The sequence below is a fragment of the Novosphingobium percolationis genome (assembly GCF_020179425.1).
GTDB lineage: Bacteria > Pseudomonadota > Alphaproteobacteria > Sphingomonadales > Sphingomonadaceae > Novosphingobium > Novosphingobium percolationis.
On record NZ_JAILYM010000005.1, the window covers coordinates 295,791 to 310,898 of the forward strand.

16 protein-coding genes are annotated in these 15,108 nt (G+C 67.7%); 14 read left to right on the forward strand and 2 right to left on the reverse strand.

Annotation, left to right across the window (positions count from 1 at the left end; genetic code table 11):
- Window positions 1-17 precede the first annotated feature (17 nt).
- From K3A84_RS14870 to ppa, 11 genes are all read left to right on the forward strand, one after another.
- A complete protein-coding gene (locus tag K3A84_RS14870; RefSeq protein WP_225010132.1) occupies window positions 18-1,391 on the forward strand; it encodes an aromatic ring-hydroxylating dioxygenase subunit alpha in 1,374 nt (457 codons plus the stop codon).
- Between the two features lie 4 nt (window positions 1,392-1,395).
- Window positions 1,396-1,914, forward strand: coding sequence for a nuclear transport factor 2 family protein (locus tag K3A84_RS14875; RefSeq protein WP_225010133.1), 519 nt, complete (start codon window positions 1,396-1,398; stop codon window positions 1,912-1,914).
- Window positions 1,911-2,420: a nuclear transport factor 2 family protein gene (locus K3A84_RS14880; protein WP_225010134.1), complete on the forward strand. Its 510-nt coding sequence runs from the start codon at window positions 1,911-1,913 to the stop codon at window positions 2,418-2,420. The genes K3A84_RS14875 and K3A84_RS14880 overlap by 4 nt, the downstream gene beginning before the upstream one ends.
- Before the next feature lie 4 nt (window positions 2,421-2,424).
- On the forward strand, window positions 2,425-2,949 hold the full coding sequence (locus tag K3A84_RS14885) for a nuclear transport factor 2 family protein (RefSeq protein WP_225010135.1): 525 nt from the start codon (window positions 2,425-2,427) through the stop codon (window positions 2,947-2,949).
- 25 nt (window positions 2,950-2,974) lie between these two features.
- A complete protein-coding gene (locus tag K3A84_RS14890; RefSeq protein WP_225010136.1) occupies window positions 2,975-4,318 on the forward strand; it encodes an aromatic ring-hydroxylating oxygenase subunit alpha in 1,344 nt (447 codons plus the stop codon).
- A gap of 2 nt (window positions 4,319-4,320) precedes the next feature.
- Window positions 4,321-5,697 carry an MFS transporter gene (locus K3A84_RS14895; protein WP_225010137.1) on the forward strand — a complete coding sequence of 459 codons (1,377 nt, stop codon included), beginning with the start codon at window positions 4,321-4,323 and terminating at the stop codon, window positions 5,695-5,697.
- Between the two features lie 19 nt (window positions 5,698-5,716).
- Window positions 5,717-6,067, forward strand: coding sequence for a putative quinol monooxygenase (locus K3A84_RS14900; protein ID WP_225010138.1), 351 nt, complete (start codon window positions 5,717-5,719; stop codon window positions 6,065-6,067).
- Window positions 6,064-6,474: a nuclear transport factor 2 family protein gene (locus K3A84_RS14905; RefSeq protein ID WP_225010139.1), complete on the forward strand. Its 411-nt coding sequence runs from the start codon at window positions 6,064-6,066 to the stop codon at window positions 6,472-6,474. The genes K3A84_RS14900 and K3A84_RS14905 overlap by 4 nt, the downstream gene beginning before the upstream one ends.
- Before the next feature lie 88 nt (window positions 6,475-6,562).
- Window positions 6,563-8,587, forward strand: a complete 2,025-nt coding sequence (locus K3A84_RS14910) for a M61 family metallopeptidase (RefSeq protein ID WP_225010140.1) — start codon at window positions 6,563-6,565, stop codon at window positions 8,585-8,587.
- Complete coding sequence (locus K3A84_RS14915) at window positions 8,584-9,255, forward strand: DUF1345 domain-containing protein (RefSeq protein WP_225010141.1); 672 nt, start codon at window positions 8,584-8,586, stop codon at window positions 9,253-9,255. The genes K3A84_RS14910 and K3A84_RS14915 overlap by 4 nt, the downstream gene beginning before the upstream one ends.
- Before the next feature lie 122 nt (window positions 9,256-9,377).
- Window positions 9,378-9,920: an inorganic diphosphatase gene (gene ppa / locus K3A84_RS14920; protein ID WP_225010142.1), complete on the forward strand. Its 543-nt coding sequence runs from the start codon at window positions 9,378-9,380 to the stop codon at window positions 9,918-9,920.
- Window positions 9,921-10,049: 129 nt separating this feature from the next.
- On the opposite strand, the gene K3A84_RS14925 is transcribed toward ppa, so the two are convergent.
- Entirely contained in the window at window positions 10,050-11,396 is a 1,347-nt protein-coding gene (locus tag K3A84_RS14925; protein WP_225010143.1) for a TldD/PmbA family protein, read from the reverse strand.
- Window positions 11,397-11,480: 84 nt separating this feature from the next.
- Window positions 11,481-11,840, reverse strand: a complete 360-nt coding sequence (locus K3A84_RS14930; protein ID WP_225010144.1) for a hypothetical protein — start codon at window positions 11,838-11,840, stop codon at window positions 11,481-11,483.
- 214 nt (window positions 11,841-12,054) lie between these two features.
- Here K3A84_RS14930 and lptB point away from each other — a divergent pair, with 214 nt between their 5' ends.
- The 3 genes from lptB to K3A84_RS20415 all read left to right on the forward strand — a co-directional run bounded on the left by lptB (window position 12,055) and on the right by K3A84_RS20415 (window position 15,098).
- Window positions 12,055-12,831 (forward strand): LPS export ABC transporter ATP-binding protein, encoded by a 777-nt coding sequence (gene lptB / locus K3A84_RS14935; protein WP_225010145.1) that lies wholly within the window; start codon window positions 12,055-12,057, stop codon window positions 12,829-12,831.
- 25 nt (window positions 12,832-12,856) lie between these two features.
- On the forward strand, window positions 12,857-14,344 hold the full coding sequence (gene rpoN / locus K3A84_RS14940) for an RNA polymerase factor sigma-54 (protein WP_225010146.1): 1,488 nt from the start codon (window positions 12,857-12,859) through the stop codon (window positions 14,342-14,344).
- 178 nt (window positions 14,345-14,522) lie between these two features.
- Window positions 14,523-15,098 (forward strand): hypothetical protein, encoded by a 576-nt coding sequence (locus tag K3A84_RS20415; protein WP_263626323.1) that lies wholly within the window; start codon window positions 14,523-14,525, stop codon window positions 15,096-15,098.
- Window positions 15,099-15,108: the final 10 nt, after the last annotated feature.

Below are 15,108 nucleotides of genomic sequence, written 5' to 3' on the forward strand. Positions count from 1 at the left end.
CGAAGGACCAGACGGCGATGAACCTCGAAACCAGCCTGCCTCTTCCCGGATCAGCTCGCTGCCCCGGACCCAGCACGCGCGACATCATCCTGGCCGATGGGCAGGAGGTGCCGCCCGCGCTGGTGGCCGAGGCCTATACCTTCGCGGGCGATGCCGACATTCCCTACGATCGCTACACCTCGCCGCAGTTCATGGCGCGCGAGTTCGAACGGATGTGGGCGCGCACCTGGCAATGGGCGTGCCGCGAGGAGCACATTCCCGACGCGGGCGACTATATCACCTACGACATCGGCCCCTTCTCGATCCTCATCGTGCGCGGCGATGACCGCGCGATCCGCGCCTATCGCAACGCCTGCCTCCATCGCGGCACGCAGCTCAAGCGGTCGGACACCAGCGGCCATGCCAGCGAATTGCGCTGCCCGTTCCACGGCTGGAGCTGGACACTGCACGGCCAGCTTTCGAACCTCCCGTGCCGCTGGGACTTCCCACACGTTTCCGACGACGAATTCCGCCTGCCACAGGTGAAAGTGGAGACCTGGGGCGGCTTCGTCTTCGTCAATCTCGATCCGCAAGCGCGTCCGCTCGCCGACCAGCTGGGGCCGCTGGCGGAGCATTTCACCGGGCGCTGGGATCTGGCCGACCGGCGCATCGCGCTGCACCTGCAAAAGGAACTGCCGACCAACTGGAAGGCGGCGCAGGAAGCGTTCCTCGAAGCCTACCACGTCTATGAAACCCACGCGCAGGGGCTGGCCACCGCGGGCGACGCCAATGCGCAGTACGACCTGTTCAGCGACCATGTGACGCGCTTCGTCCACACCATCGGCACGCCCAGCCCGCATTACACGCAAGTCCAGACCCAGCAGGAAATCTACGACAAGATGCGCGTCGAACCCGGTGTGCCCTTGCCGGAAGGCCGCACCGCGCGCTCGTTCGCGGCGGAAAAGCTGCGCGCGCGGATTTCCGCCCAGACCGGCGTGCCGCTCGATGCCTATTCCGACAGCGAGATGCTCGATTCGATCGAGTACCACCTGTTTCCCAACATGTGCCTGTTCCCCGGCGTGTCGTTGCCGATGATCTATCGCTTTCGCCCGATCGGCAGCGATCCTTCGCGCTGCCTGTTCGACCTCGTGTTCCTCAGGCTGGTGCCACAGGGCACCCCGCTCGATCATCCGCCCGAGCCGGTCCGCCTTGGCGTGGACCAGTCCTATACGCAAGCGCCGGGCATGGATCCGGGGCTTGGCGCGGTCTACGATCAGGACACCGACAACCTCGCCATGCAGTACCGCGGCTTTCAGGGCTCGGCCAAGCGCGGGCAGACGCTCGGCCACTATCAGGAAGCGCGCATCCGCCAGTTCCACCAGACGCTCGACCACTATCTGGCGCAGGATTGACGCGATGGACCCGCTCGACCGTCTCGTTTCGTGGCAGGCCATCTATGACCTGAGCTGCGACTACATGCGCGCGCAGGACCGGCTCGATCCGGTGCTGCACCGCTCGGTGTTCCATGACGACGCCACCACCGATTACGGCGCGGGCTGGCAGGGCGATGCGGCGGGCTTCGTCGCCTTCGCGCAAGGCGTGCTCGCGCCGCACAAGGCCAACCATCACATGATCGGGCAGGTGCGGATCGACTTCGAAAGTGAGACCCTCGCCTTCGGCGAAGTCTACTATCAGGCGCACCACCGCATCGTGGGCGAGGACGGCGCGGAGTACGACCTGTTCGTCGCCGGGCGCTATGTCGATCGCTACGAACGCCGCGCGGGCGTGTGGAAGATCGCCCACCGTACCGAACTCGCCGACTGGATGCGCAACGAACCGGCCGCCGATGTCGAAGGCGGAGCCACGATGCTGCCGTGGGGGGCGCGCAGTCCGCACGACCTGTCCTGCCGCCGCGAGGAGATGCGCGTCCGATGAGCAAGGTCCACCCCGAACAGGTCGCCGATCGCCTCGCGATCATGGATCTTCTCAATCGCTATGCGCGTGGCATCGACCGCTGCGATCCCGACGTGCTGCGCGCGGTCTGGTGGCCCGGTGCCAAGGCCGACTACGGCAGTGGCGAGGTCGATGCGCTCGCATGGTCGGACGGCGTGATCCCCGCGCTGTCCTCGATGCGCCGCACCCAGCACTTTCTCGGCAACATGCTGATCGACATCGGCAACGGCGTCGCCACGGCGGAAACCTACTGCCGTGCCTGGCACGAGGTCGATGGTCCCGATGGGCCGCAGGAGATGGAAGTGGGCGGACGCTACCTCGACCGGCTCCAGCGCCGCGGCGACGAATGGCGGCTGCTGCACCGCCGCTACGTGCTCGACTGGAGCCGCAACGGCCCCTCCACCGCACGCTGGGACGGCCCGCTCTACGACGGTTTGACCCGCCACGGAAAGCGCACCCCGCACGATCCCCTCTATACCGGAGAATGACGCGATGAGCACCGAAGCTCGTATCGCCCGCCTGCTGGACAAACAGGATTGCGTCGAACTCGTCCACAAGCTGGCCCGCGCTATCGACCGTTGCGATGCCGATCTGGTCCGCAGCGTGTTCCACCCCGACGCCACCGACGATCACGGCATGTACAAGGGCAGCGCCGCCGACTTCGTGCCGTGGGTGATGGAGGTGCTGGCCGGCATGCGCCGCACGCAGCACGTGATCGGCAACGTGCTGGTCGAGGTCGATGGCGACAGGGCGCACGGCGAGGCCTACTTCATCGCGCACCACTGCCTGCCGGGCGCGGACGGCGCGGGCGACACCTTCATGGTCGCCGCCGGGCGCTATCTCGACAGGTTCGAACGGCGCGACGGGGAATGGCGCATCGCCCATCGCGGCGCGGTCTACGACTGGAGCACCACTGCGCCGTCCACCGACATGTGGGACCGCGCCGCCATGCCCACCCATGCCTTCGGCGAACGGGGAACCGCCGATCCATCCTATCGCCACTTCGCGGGGGCCTGAGACAAGAGAACCGAGGAGAGATGCCATGACCGCTTCCACCGATCTTCCGCGCGCGCGCGCCAAGTCGCTCGCCGACATCTCCAAGCTGGCCGACCCGCCGCTCGGCAACGCCCCGATCACACCGGAACGCTATTTCTCGAAGGAATGGGCGGACCGCGAATGGGACAAGGTGTGGACCCGCACCTGGCAGATCGCGGGCACGCAGGCGCAGATCCCCAATTCGGGCGACTGGCTGACCGCCGACTTCGGCCCCGAAACCATCGTCTGCGTGCGCGGTGACGATGGGCAGGTGCGCGCGTTCTACAACGTCTGCCAGCATCGCGGGATGCCCGTGGTTTCGGGCGAGCAGGGCAATTCCAAGCGGCTCGTCTGCCCCTACCACGGTTGGGCCTACGACCTGGCGGGCAAGCTCAAGGTCGTGCCCGACGAATCCGACTTCGTGCAGGGCTCGCCCTGTGGCAAGCTCAACATGGTGGCCGTGCAGTGCGAGCTGTGGGCCGGCTTCGTGTGGATCAACGTGGATCTGGACGCGGCGCCCTTGCGCGATTTCATGGGGCCGATCGCCGACCAGATCGACACCTACCCGATGGATCGCATGGTCCGCACGCACTGGGTGACGATCGAAGGCAACTTCAACTGGAAGCTGGTGCAGGACAACTTCAACGAAAGCTACCACGTCCCCTTCGTCCATCCGCAGACCAAGTTCGTGATGGAGTATGCCTACAACCAGTGCCAGTTCGACCTTTACCCAGAAGGCCACGCGCGGATGCTGATGCCGGGCGCCGCGCCGACCAAGCAGTTGCGCGGGGGCGAGAACGAGACGCTGGAAATGATGGCCAACGAACTGGCGTTCTGGGGCCTCGATCCCGATCAGTTCCGTGGCGGCAAGACCGGCGAGATCCGCAAGGCGCTGCAGAAGGCCAAGCGCGAGAAGGGCGCGGAGAAGGGCTTCGATTTCTCCACCTACCACGACGACCAGCTGACCGATCACTGGCACTACACGATCTTCCCGAACCTCTCGTTCAGCCTCAAGCCCGATGGCAACATCTGGCTGCGGGCCCGTCCGCACGAGAGCGACCCGGAAAAGTGCTACTTCGACATGTGGTACATGACGTTGTTCCCGGCGGGGACCGAGCGCTACTATTCGCAGTCGATGTCCGAATGGGTCGATGTCTCGGTGCCGGGGCCGCACATCCAGGGCAAGGTTCACGAGGTTTCCGCAGGACCGGGCATCGACCAGGATGTCTCTGTGTGGGAGCACCAGCAGCGGGGCCTTCATTCGCGCGGCTACAAGCGCGATTACCTCGCGTTTCAGGAGCGCCGCGTGCGCTACTTCCACCAGAACCTCGAAAAGTGGATGGCCGACTGACCATGGTGATGACGGCCCGCGCCGACCAGCGGCGCATCGTGGCGCTGATGGCGCTGGTCAAGCTGGTGACGACGGCGGACTTCGCGATCGTGAGCATCGCGATTCCGTCGATCGGACGCAGCTTCGGCGCAGGCCCGGCCATGCTGTCGTGGATCGTCACCGCCAACACGCTGGTGCTGGCGGGCACGCTGATCCTTGGCGGCAAGCTGGTCGATCGCATCGGCCAGCGCCGTGCGTTGGTGGCGGGCATCCTGCTGTTCGCGGCGGGGTCCGCGGCGGCAGGCGCCGCGCCATCGCTGGCGCTGGTCCTGGCCGCACGCGTGGCGCAGGCCTTTGCCGTCGCGCTGCTCTCGCCCGCCGCGTTCTCGCTGATTACCGTGCTGCTGCCCGAAGGCGCACCGCGCCACCGCGCCATGGGGGTGTTCGGGGTGACGCAGGGGTTCTCGCTGATCCTCGGCCTGCTCGCAGGCGGGGCGCTGGTCACCGCGTTCGGCTGGCGTGCGGCGTTTTTCGTCAACCTGCCGCTGCTGGCCCTGGCGCTGGCGATGACCTTGCGCTGGATTCCGCAAGGCCTGGCCCCTGCTGCGGCCGAGGCGCTCGATCACATGGGCGCGGCGCTGCTGACCACGGCGCTGGTGCTGTTCGTCGGCGCGGTCGTGCTGTTCGGAAAAGGCGTGGCGGTCGGACTCACGCTCTCCATGGTCGCGGGCGCGGTGGCTGCCGCTGTCGCCTTCGCACTGGTCGAACGGCGCGTGCCAGCCCCGCTGGTGCCGCCTGTGCTGTTCGCCAGCCCGCTCTATGCGCTGTCGGTCTGGTTGCTGCTGCTCGTGCTGGCGGGCGTGGGCGGGCTGATGTTGCTGACCCAGCTCTATCTCCAGCGCGTGGCGGGGTTCTCGGCGGCCCAGGCCGGGCTGGGCGCGATGCCCTATGCCGTCGCGGTGATCGCGGCGGGACAGGCAGCCCCGGCGCTGCTTGCCCGTTTCCGCCCCATTGCGATCGCGCGCGGGGCAGCCTTGTTCAACCTTGCGGGCCTCGTCTGGCTCGCGCTGTCGATCGGCCAGCCTTACGCGCTGGGCATCGCGCCCGGCATGGCCGTGGCCGCCACGGGCAGCGTTACCTGCTTCATCGCGCTGATGCACGGCGCGCTCGCCACTTTGCCGCCCGAGCGGCAGGGGCTGGGCAGCGCGGTGCTGTTCACCGCGCAACAGGTCGGCACCGGCCTTGGCGCGACGCTGGTGATGATGCTGCTCGAAAGCGCCGGGCCTGCGCCCGATGCCGCCGCGTTCCGCGCGCCGTTCCTGCTGCTGGCGGGCGGCATGGCGCTGGCCCTGCTGACCCTGCTCGCTTTCGCGCGGTCCCCGCGCCTGTCCCCCGCCTGACCCGAAAGGCCCTTTGCCGATGCCTATCCTGATTGCCGGAACCATCGACTTCGATCCCGCCCGCGCCGAAGCCGCGATCCGCGAAGGCGAGCCCTATATCGAGGCCTCGCGTCGCGAGAAGGGCTGCGTCGCCTATAACTGGGCGCTCGATCCGCTCGTGCCGGGGCGCGTCCACGTCTACGAGGAATGGGACGACGAAGCCGCGCTTGCCGGGCATTTCCGCGACGAAAGCTATCTCTCGATGCGCAATCACCTCGGCCAGTACGGCCTGATCGGATCGAGCGTGCGCAAGTATCGCTGCGATGCCGTCGCCAGCGTCTATGACAGCCAGGGCGTGCCCCGTCTCGATTTCCAGGGCGAGGGCGAATGATGCGCGATTTCACCGGCGACCTTGCCGACCGCATCGCCATCCGCGAACGGATCGAGGCCTACAACGACGCGGTGTTCCGCAAGAACGCCGACGACTGGGCCGAATGCTGGGCGGAAGATGCGCAGTGGAAGGTGGGCGACAACGCCGCTTCGGGCCGCGCGGCGATCCGCGAGCTATGGGTACGCCTGATGGCCGGGTTCGATGCCGCCGCCATGTATGTCAACCACGGCGCGCTGGCGGTCGATGGCGATCGGGCCGACAGCCGCAGCTACATGCTCGAACTGCTCAAGGGGGCGGACGGCAGCGAGCGCATGATCTCGGGCCGTTATGACGACACGCTGCGCCGCGATGCCGATGGCGTCTGGCGCTTTACCAGCCGCAGCTACACCGTGTTGCAGGTTCGCTGACGCGGACGTGCAGCACGGCCGGTCGGGCCGGACCGCAGGCCTTCCTCCCGCCTTGCGGTCCGGCCCGGTTCGGTTCAAGGTTCCGGCGATGCGTTTGCCGCTTTGCGCCGTGCTGGCGTCCCTTGTCCTGACGGTGGCCGTGCCTGTTGCGCCTGCGTCTGCTGCGTCCGCGCAGGTCGGTCCGCTTGCCGCCCCGCCCCCTTCGCGCCCCGTGGCGACGCCATTGCCGCCTGCGCTGCCTGCGCCGCAGGACGTGCCCTATCCCGGCGCGATCGCGCTCGATGTCGATGCCAGCGCCACCGGCACCGGCGTCTATCGGGTGACCGAGACGATCCCCGTCGCCCCCGGGACAACCACGCTGACGCTGCTCTACCCGCGCTGGCTGCCCGGCAACCACGCGCCGCGCGGGCCGCTGGCCGAACTGGTGGGGCTGAGCTTCACCGCTGGCGATGCCATGCTCGAATGGACGCGCGATCCGGTCGAGCCCAACGCCTTTCACATCACCTTGCCGCCCGCCACGCGCGAGGTGGTGGCCCGCTTCGTCCATACCTCGCCCCTGCGCGACGTCGAAGGGCGGATCAGCATGACCCGCCAGTTGCTCGACCTGCAATGGGAAAAGATGAGCCTCTACCCGGCAGGATACTACGTGCGGCAGGTGCGCGTGCGCCCTTCGTTGACACTGCCGACCGGCTGGGCTGCGTTCACCGCGCTCGATGGTGCGCGGCAGGGTTCGGGGCAGGCTGGCGCGCGGCTGGCCTGGAGCGAAACCGACTACGAAACGCTGGTCGATTCCCCGGTCATGGCGGGCGCGTTCATCCGCCGCCATCCGCTGGGCGATGGCGTGTTCCTCGATCTCGTGGCCGATCGGCCCGAACTGCTGAACTTCCCCGCCGCGCGGCTGGAACCCTTCGCCGCGCTGGTGCGCGAAGGGCGCGCGCTGTTCGGCGGGCGGCACTTCGACCACTACGATTTCCTCGTCGCGCTGTCCGAACGGCTGGGCGACATCGGGCTCGAACATCACCGTTCCACCGAGATCCAGCTTGAACCCACGGCGCTGGCCGACTGGGCGGCGATGGACTGGGACCGCAACGTCCTGCCGCACGAATACGTGCACAGCTGGAACGGCAAGTTCCTGCGGCCCGAAGGCCTGTGGACGCCCGACTACCAGACACCGATGCAGGACCGCCTGCTGTGGGTCTATGAAGGGCAGACCAAGTTCTGGGGCTGGGTGCTGGCCGCGCGCACGGGCATCCAGACGCGCGAGACGGTGCTGGGCGCCATCGCCACCGACGCCGCTGCGCTGGTCGAACAGCCGGGCCGGGCGTGGCGCTCGCTGGAAGATACGACCTACGATCCCGTCATCGCCGCGCGCAAGCCCAAGCCCTTTCCCTCGCTGGCGCGGGGCGAGGATTACTATTCCGAAGGCGCACTGGTCTGGCTCGAAGTCGACCAGACCTTGCGCGAAGGCACCGGCGGCAAGCGCGGGCTGGATGATTTCGCGCGCGCCTTCTTCGGCCAGCGCGATGGTGATCTGGGCGTCGTCACGTATACCCGCGCCGATGTGATCGCGGGGTTGCAGGCGTTGCTGCCTTATGACTGGGCGGGCTTCTTCCACGATCGCATCGACCGTCCGGGCGCGCCTTCGCCGCTCGCCGGGATCGAGCGGGGCGGCTACCGGCTGGTGTGGAAGGACGAGCCCAACCCCTACGACCGCGCGCGCATGGCCTATTCCAAGGCCCTGTTGCTCACGCATTCGCTGGGCCTCTCGCTTGATCGCGAAGGGCGCGTCGCCGCCGCCGTGTGGGATGGCCCGGCGATGAAGGCGGGGATCGTGCCGGGGATGCAGGTGATGGCTGTCAATGGCACAGCCTACGCGCCGGACGTGCTGACCCGCGCCATCGCCGCGGCCAGGGGCGGGACCGCGCCGCTGCAACTGCAGGTGCGACGCGACGATACGTTTGCGACGATCGACGTCGCCTGGCAGGGCGGCTTGCGCTATCCGTGGCTCGAACCTGTCGTGGTGGCGGGCGACGGCAAGGCAGGCAGCGCGCCCGAACCCGGGCTGGACCGTCTGCTCGCCGCGCGGACCACAGGGGGAGCGAGAGGCAAATGACCACGCGCCTGCATCTCGGCCAGCGGATCGCCCCGCCGCGCTTCATCCTGTTTCTCGTGCTGCTGGTGGCAGGAACGCTCGGCTGGCGCAGCTTTGCCGGGACGCAGGGCTGGGCCGAGCCGCTGGCGATGGGGTTCGATTTCGGCGCGATTGCCTTCCTCGTCTCGCTCTGGCCGCTGCTGCGCGATTGCGACATCGCCACGATGCGCCGCCATTCGGAAGAGAACGACGCCAACCGCGTGGTCGTGCTGCTGATCACTTCGGTGCTGACGGTGGTGGTCATGGCCGCCATTGCGGGCGAACTGCCGCAGGCCAGCGCGGGCAACCACCTTGCCATGGCGCGGCTGATCGGCACGCTGGCGCTGACCTGGGCCTTTGCCAACACGGTCTATGCGCTGCACTATGCGCATCTCTACTACACCGCCGGGGGCGGGGCGGGGCAGGATCAGCCCAAGGACCGGGGCGGCCTCGACATTCCTGGCACGAAGACACCCGACTACCTCGACTTCGCCTATTTCGCCTTCACGCTGGGCATGACCTTCCAGACCAGCGACATCCAGATCACATCGTCGGCGGTCCGCCGCATCGCGACGCTGCATTCCTTCGCCGCGTTCGTCTTCAACATCGGGGTGATCGCGTTCACCATCAACGCTTTGGGCGGCAGTTGAGAAAAGCGCATCGGCCCTACGCAATAAGTATTGTTGCGGCGCACAAGGGCCTTCGCTAGAGGCCCGGCAAACCCAAGCGAACCCGGCCTTGGAACACAGGGCCAAGCAGCAAAGGCAGACCCATGCGCATCGACAAGATCCCGACCGGCGAGAACCCGCCCGAAAGCCTCAACGTGATCATCGAGGTTCCCGTCGGCGGCGAGCCGGTGAAGTACGAGTTCGACAAGGAATCGGGCGCGCTGTTCGTCGATCGCATCCTGCACACGCCGATGCGCTATCCCGCGAACTATGGCTTCGTGCCGCACACGCTTTCGCCCGATGGCGACCCGCTCGATGCGCTGGTCATCGCGCGATCGCCCTTCGTTCCCGGCTCGGTCGTGCGCGCGCGCCCGATCGCGGTGCTGAACCTCGAAGACGAACACGGCGGCGACGAAAAGCTGGTCTGCGTCCCCGACGACAAGACCTTCCCCTACTACAGCGACGTCGCCGAAAAGAGCGATCTGCCCGAGATCGTGCTCCAGCAGATCGAGCACTTCTTCACCCACTACAAGGACCTGGAAAAGGAAAAGTGGGTGCGCGTCGGCAAGTGGGGCGGGGCGGATGACGCCAAGCGCATCACGCTCGAAGCGATCGAACGCTACGAAGCGGACAAGGCGGCCAAGTAAGGCCAGCACGTTGGTTGATGGCCCGACAAAGGCCATCTGCCAGCATGCACTTCATCAACAAAACCCCCGCCGCCCGGCATCGGACGGCGGGGGTTTTGATTCAGTCGCCCGCGATGCAGTGCCTTCGCGTCAATCGCCCGCGATGCTCAGGCCGTCGATGCGGATCGTGGGCACGTCGATGCCGCGCTCGATCACCAGATCGTCGGCCACGATCATCGCGGCGAACATGTCGATCAGGTTGCCTGCCACGGTAAATTCGGCAATCGGCCCGGCGATCTGCCCATCGACGATGCGGAAGCCCGACGCGCCGCGGCTGTAATCGCCGGTCACGCCGTTGACGCCCTGCCCGATCAGCTCGGTGACATAGATCCCGTCCTTGATATCGGCCATCAGCGCCGCGGGCGTCACGCTGCCGGGCTGCAGCACGAGGTTGCTCGCGGTAACGTGCGGCGCGCCCGAGCCCGAGCGCGAGGCATGGCCGGTCGGCTGGCGGCCCAGCTGGCGCGCGGCGGCGGCGTCCATCAGCCAGCCGGTCAGCCTGCCCGCCTCGACCAGATTGCGCGGCGCAGTGGGCAGGCCTTCGCCATCGAACGGGCGCGAGCGCAGCCCGCGCAGGCGGTGCGGATCATCGGTCAGGGTGATGGAGCTGTCGAACAGTTGCGCGCCGTCCTTTTCCAGCAGGAAGCTGGCGCGCCGCGCGATCGACGCGCCCGAGATCGCGCCGAGCAGGTGGCCAACGAACGACCCGCCCACGCGCGGGTCGAACACCACCGGCATCGTCCCGCTTTTCACCTTGGCCGGATTGAGCCGCTTGACCGTACGCTCCCCAGCCAGCGCCCCGATTTCGGCGGCCGAGGGCAGGTCGGCGAAGTGACGCGCGCTGCGCCAGGCATGGTCGCGCTGCATCGCTCCGCCTTCGCCCGCCAGTACGCTGGCCGAAAGGCCGTGGTTGCTGGCGCGATAAGCTCCGGCAAAGCCATGGCTGGTGACGAGCGAGACCACGCCCGCGCCTGTGCTGGCACCACCGCCTTCGCTGTTGGTCACACCCGGCACTGCACGCGCGGCGTCCTCGGCCTCTTCGGCGAGACGGCGCAGTTCGGCGGGGCCGATCTCGCGCGGGTCGTCGAGGTCCAGCGCCAGCGGCGCGGCCTTCAGCAGCATGTCTTCGGGGGCAAGACCCGCGTACTGGTCGACCGGCGCGGCCTTCGCCATCGCCACCGCCCGCGCGGCCAGTTCATCGAGCGCGGCATCGCCAAGATCGGTCGATCCGATCGAGGCCGAAGCCCCGCCCACGAACACGCGCAGGCCGATGTGTTCGCTTTCCGAACGTTCGACGTCTTCCAGCTTGCCGAGGCGGACCTGCACCGATTCCGAGGCATTGGCGAGGTACACCGCATCGCCCGCATCCGCGCCCGCCTTGCGCGCCCTGGCGATCAGCGCGTGGCAGCGCTCCTGGGCCTGTTCGGTGGAAAGCATGGGAAAACCTCTCGTCGGGCATGGAGCAAAGGCGGGGGACTGGCTCTAACGGCTACCCCGCCCCGCTACAATCCGCGAGTGGCGTCAGAAGACTTCGCCCAGCGCCTTGAACAGGCCCGTAACCAGAAACGGCAGTCCCACCGCGCAGGCCCAGACCGCGATCTGATCGCGCCGACAGGCACTGCGCAAGTCCGGATCGTGCGCCGCCGCATCGTCGAGATGCTCCCACCGCCGCTCGAAACGCCGGAACAGCGGGATGATCCCCGCCACCAGCACCACCAGCGCGAGCATAGGCAGCATCGAGGCGGAATCGCCGCCTTCGATCGCCTGCATCGTCACGAAAATCTGAAGGGCCGTATAGACCAGCAGGCCGTAAGCGACCGTGTCGCTCATCCGCTTGCGCCAATCGACATTGCGCGCCGTAAAGGCCGATGTCCGCATCATCTGCCACCCCGCTTTCTGCACTCTCCCAAGCGGATTAGAACACCCTTCGCGGCATGTTTCAAGCGTGTCTTGTTCGCCCGGGACGACGCGCGTGGGGCGCATTCCATGCACAAATCCTGCCAGATCGATGCACGCAGGCTTTGCCGGAAACGCCCGGGCGGCTATGGCCGTAAACGTACACCATGATTCAACAGCCAACGGTCCCCCCGATCCGATGACTTCAGACCTTGCCACCGCCACTGCGGCCACCGCATCGCCGCCGATCCCGCAGGGTGGGCTCGAAGTCGTTTCGATCGCCAAGAGCTACGACAAGCGCGCGGTCCTCACCGACATCTCGCTGTCGGTGGGCAAGGGCGAAGTGCTCGGCCTACTCGGCCCCAACGGCGCGGGCAAGACCACCTGCTTCTATTCGATCATGGGGCTGGTGCGGCCAGATTCGGGGCGCATCCTGCTCGATGGCGTCGATATCACCAAGCTGCCGATGTACCGCCGTGCGATCCTGGGGCTGGGTTATCTGCCGCAGGAAACCTCGATCTTCCGCGGCATGACGGTCGAACAGAACATCGCCACCGTGCTCGAACTGATCGAGCCCGACAAGGCGACGCGCGCCGCCGAACTCGATCGCCTGCTCGATGAATTCGGCCTCACGCGCCTGCGCACCAGCCCGGCGATGGCGCTGTCCGGCGGTGAGCGCCGCCGTTGCGAAATCGCGCGCGCGCTGGCAGCGCGGCCTTCGATCATCCTGCTCGACGAACCCTTCGCGGGGATCGACCCGCTGTCGATCAGCGACATCCGCCACCTCGTCACCGATCTCAAGCGGCGGGGCATCGGGGTGCTGATCACCGATCACAACGTGCGCGAAACGCTCGACATCGTCGATCGCGCCTGCATCATCTATGGCGGGCAGGTGCTGTTCGCGGGAAGTCCCGAAGCGCTCGTCGCCGATCCCAACGTGCGCCGCCTTTATCTCGGCGAAGGCTTCACGCTGTAAGGCGGAAGGCCGGAGGGGGGATGTAATGGCGCTCGGACCAAGGCTGGATCTTCGCCAGAGCCAGTCGCTGGTGATGACGCCGCAGCTGCAGCAGGCGATCAAGCTGCTGGCGCTGTCGAACCTCGAGATCGAGACCTTCATCGGCGAGGCGCTCGATGCCAATCCCCTGCTCGAAATGGGCGAGGCCGCGCCAGTCGAGGCGCCCGAAGCGCCCGAGGAGCTGCGCCGCACCCACCTCGAAAGCTCGCCGGTCGACCAGCTTGTCGGCGAAGGTCGCGCCGCCGAGGACCGCCCGCTCGACATCGATCCCACCGCGCTCGACCGCGACCGCGATACGGGCGATGGCGGCACGTCGTTCGAGGGCGAACAGCGCATCGCCGCGGGCGGCGAAGGCCCGGACATCGAAGAACGCGGCCGCTCCGACGAGACGCTGGCTGAACACCTCCACGCCCAGGTCGGTGCCGCAGCGCACGATCCGCAGGTGCTGTTCGTCGCGCGCTGGCTGATCGACCAGCTGGACGAGACCGGCTATCTCTCGCTGCCGCTGTCCGAAGCCGCGACGGCGCTCGGTCTGCCGCTCGCCACGATCGAGGCCGCGCTGGCGCTGGTCCAGTCGCTCGATCCCACGGGCGTCGGCGCGCGCAACCTCGGCGAATGCCTCGCGCTGCAGGCGCAGGAAGCGGACCGCTACGATCCGTGCATGGCGCGCCTGCTCGACAATCTCGATCTGCTGGCGCGCGGCGAACTCGCACGGCTGAAGCGCATGTGCGGCGTCGATGACGAGGATTTCGCCGACATGATGGCGGAACTGCGCGGCTACGATCCCAAGCCCGGGCTGCGCTTCGGCGGCGGCGTGGCCGAAGCGGTCACGCCCGACATCCTCGTGCGCGCTGGCACGGATGGCGGCTGGGACATCGCGCTCAACCAGGCGACGCTGCCGCGCCTGATCGTCAATCGCCGCTACTATGTCGAGATGCGCGGCGCCTGCGTGGGCAAGGACGCCAAGGCGTGGCTGGGTGAAAAGCTGGCCGACGCCAACTGGCTGATGAAGGCGCTCGACCAGCGGCAGAAGACGATCCTGAAGGTCGCCGCGGAAATCGTGAAGCAGCAGGACGGCTTCTTCCGCCACGGCGTCGCGCAGCTGAAGCCGCTGACCCTGCGCGCCGTGGCCGAAGCGATCGAGATGCACGAATCGACCGTCAGCCGCGTCACCTCGAACAAGTACCTCAACTGCGAACGCGGCACGTTCGAGCTGAAGTACTTCTTCACCTCGGGCGTCGCCTCGGCGGACGGGGAAGGGGCGGTCTCGGCCGAGGCGGTCAAGGCCGCGATCCGCCAGCTGATCGATGCGGAGGACCCCAAGGCGGTGCTTTCCGACGACGCGCTGGTCGATCTGCTGAAAGGGCGCGGTTTCGACCTCGCCCGTCGCACCGTGGCCAAGTACCGCGAGGCGATCGGGCTCGGCAGTTCGGTGCAGCGTCGCCGCCAGAAGACGCTCGCCGGGGTCCGCTGACGGCACTTGCGACGAAGCGTTTCGTCGCATCGCTTCGTCCACCCCCGGAACCCATCGAAAGACGCTCCGTTTCCCAGCCGCGACCGGACAGGTCGGGGCCTTCCACCCGACCTGTCCGGCCAACACCACCGGGTCAGCTTGGCGGCCTTTCCGGCAGGGGGTTGGTTGAAGGAGTGCTATGATGAAAGGGACCTTCGTTATCCTCGTGAGCGCGGCTTCGCTCTCGCTCGGCGCCTGCGCCTCCACCCCTGGCAACAACACCATGGCCTATACCGCCGGCGGTGCCGCTGCGGGCGCTGCTGCAGGTGCGGGCCTCGGCGCGGTGGCGGGCTTCGATCCCATCGCTGGGGCCGTCGTCGGCGGCGCGATCGGCGGCGTGGCCGGGGCGGTCTGGGCAGATCGCAACGGCGATGGCCAGGCCGATGGCTATTACACCAACGGCCAGTACTACCCCGGCACGCCTGCCGGCTACAGCGCTGGCGCGCGGACCTGCCCTTCGGTTGGCAATTCGGCGCTGACCGGGGCTGCCGGCGGCGCGGCGCTGGGTGCGGGCGTGGGCGCTCTGGCCAGCGGCGTCAGCGTCCTGACCGGCGCGGTGGTCGGTGCGGCGGTCGGCGGTCTTGCCGGCGCGATCTGGGCCGACGCCAACAACGACGGCTGCGTGGATGGCTACCAGACCGAAGGCCGCTACTACCCCGGCGCGCCGATGACGCAGACTCCCACCTCGAACACCCGCGCGGGCGAGCGCGGCTAAGGGGACGCAC

What these genes read in the sequence shown, in the direction of transcription:
- K3A84_RS14870 (WP_225010132.1), top strand. Translation starts at nt 18, where the DNA reads ATGAACCTCGAAACCAGCCTGCCTCTTCCCGGATCAGCTCGCTGCCCC.
- K3A84_RS14875 (WP_225010133.1), top strand. Translation starts at nt 1,396, where the DNA reads ATGGACCCGCTCGACCGTCTCGTTTCGTGGCAGGCCATCTATGACCTG.
- K3A84_RS14880 (WP_225010134.1), top strand. Translation starts at nt 1,911, where the DNA reads ATGAGCAAGGTCCACCCCGAACAGGTCGCCGATCGCCTCGCGATCATG.
- K3A84_RS14885 (WP_225010135.1), top strand. Translation starts at nt 2,425, where the DNA reads ATGAGCACCGAAGCTCGTATCGCCCGCCTGCTGGACAAACAGGATTGC.
- K3A84_RS14890 (WP_225010136.1), top strand. Translation starts at nt 2,975, where the DNA reads ATGACCGCTTCCACCGATCTTCCGCGCGCGCGCGCCAAGTCGCTCGCC.
- K3A84_RS14895 (WP_225010137.1), top strand. Translation starts at nt 4,321, where the DNA reads ATGGTGATGACGGCCCGCGCCGACCAGCGGCGCATCGTGGCGCTGATG.
- K3A84_RS14900 (WP_225010138.1), top strand. Translation starts at nt 5,717, where the DNA reads ATGCCTATCCTGATTGCCGGAACCATCGACTTCGATCCCGCCCGCGCC.
- K3A84_RS14905 (WP_225010139.1), top strand. Translation starts at nt 6,064, where the DNA reads ATGATGCGCGATTTCACCGGCGACCTTGCCGACCGCATCGCCATCCGC.
- K3A84_RS14910 (WP_225010140.1), top strand. Translation starts at nt 6,563, where the DNA reads ATGCGTTTGCCGCTTTGCGCCGTGCTGGCGTCCCTTGTCCTGACGGTG.
- K3A84_RS14915 (WP_225010141.1), top strand. Translation starts at nt 8,584, where the DNA reads ATGACCACGCGCCTGCATCTCGGCCAGCGGATCGCCCCGCCGCGCTTC.
- ppa (WP_225010142.1), top strand. Translation starts at nt 9,378, where the DNA reads ATGCGCATCGACAAGATCCCGACCGGCGAGAACCCGCCCGAAAGCCTC.
- K3A84_RS14925 (WP_225010143.1), bottom strand. Translation starts at nt 11,396, where the DNA reads ATGCTTTCCACCGAACAGGCCCAGGAGCGCTGCCACGCGCTGATCGCC.
- K3A84_RS14930 (WP_225010144.1), bottom strand. Translation starts at nt 11,840, where the DNA reads ATGATGCGGACATCGGCCTTTACGGCGCGCAATGTCGATTGGCGCAAG.
- lptB (WP_225010145.1), top strand. Translation starts at nt 12,055, where the DNA reads ATGACTTCAGACCTTGCCACCGCCACTGCGGCCACCGCATCGCCGCCG.
- rpoN (WP_225010146.1), top strand. Translation starts at nt 12,857, where the DNA reads ATGGCGCTCGGACCAAGGCTGGATCTTCGCCAGAGCCAGTCGCTGGTG.
- K3A84_RS20415 (WP_263626323.1), top strand. Translation starts at nt 14,523, where the DNA reads ATGATGAAAGGGACCTTCGTTATCCTCGTGAGCGCGGCTTCGCTCTCG.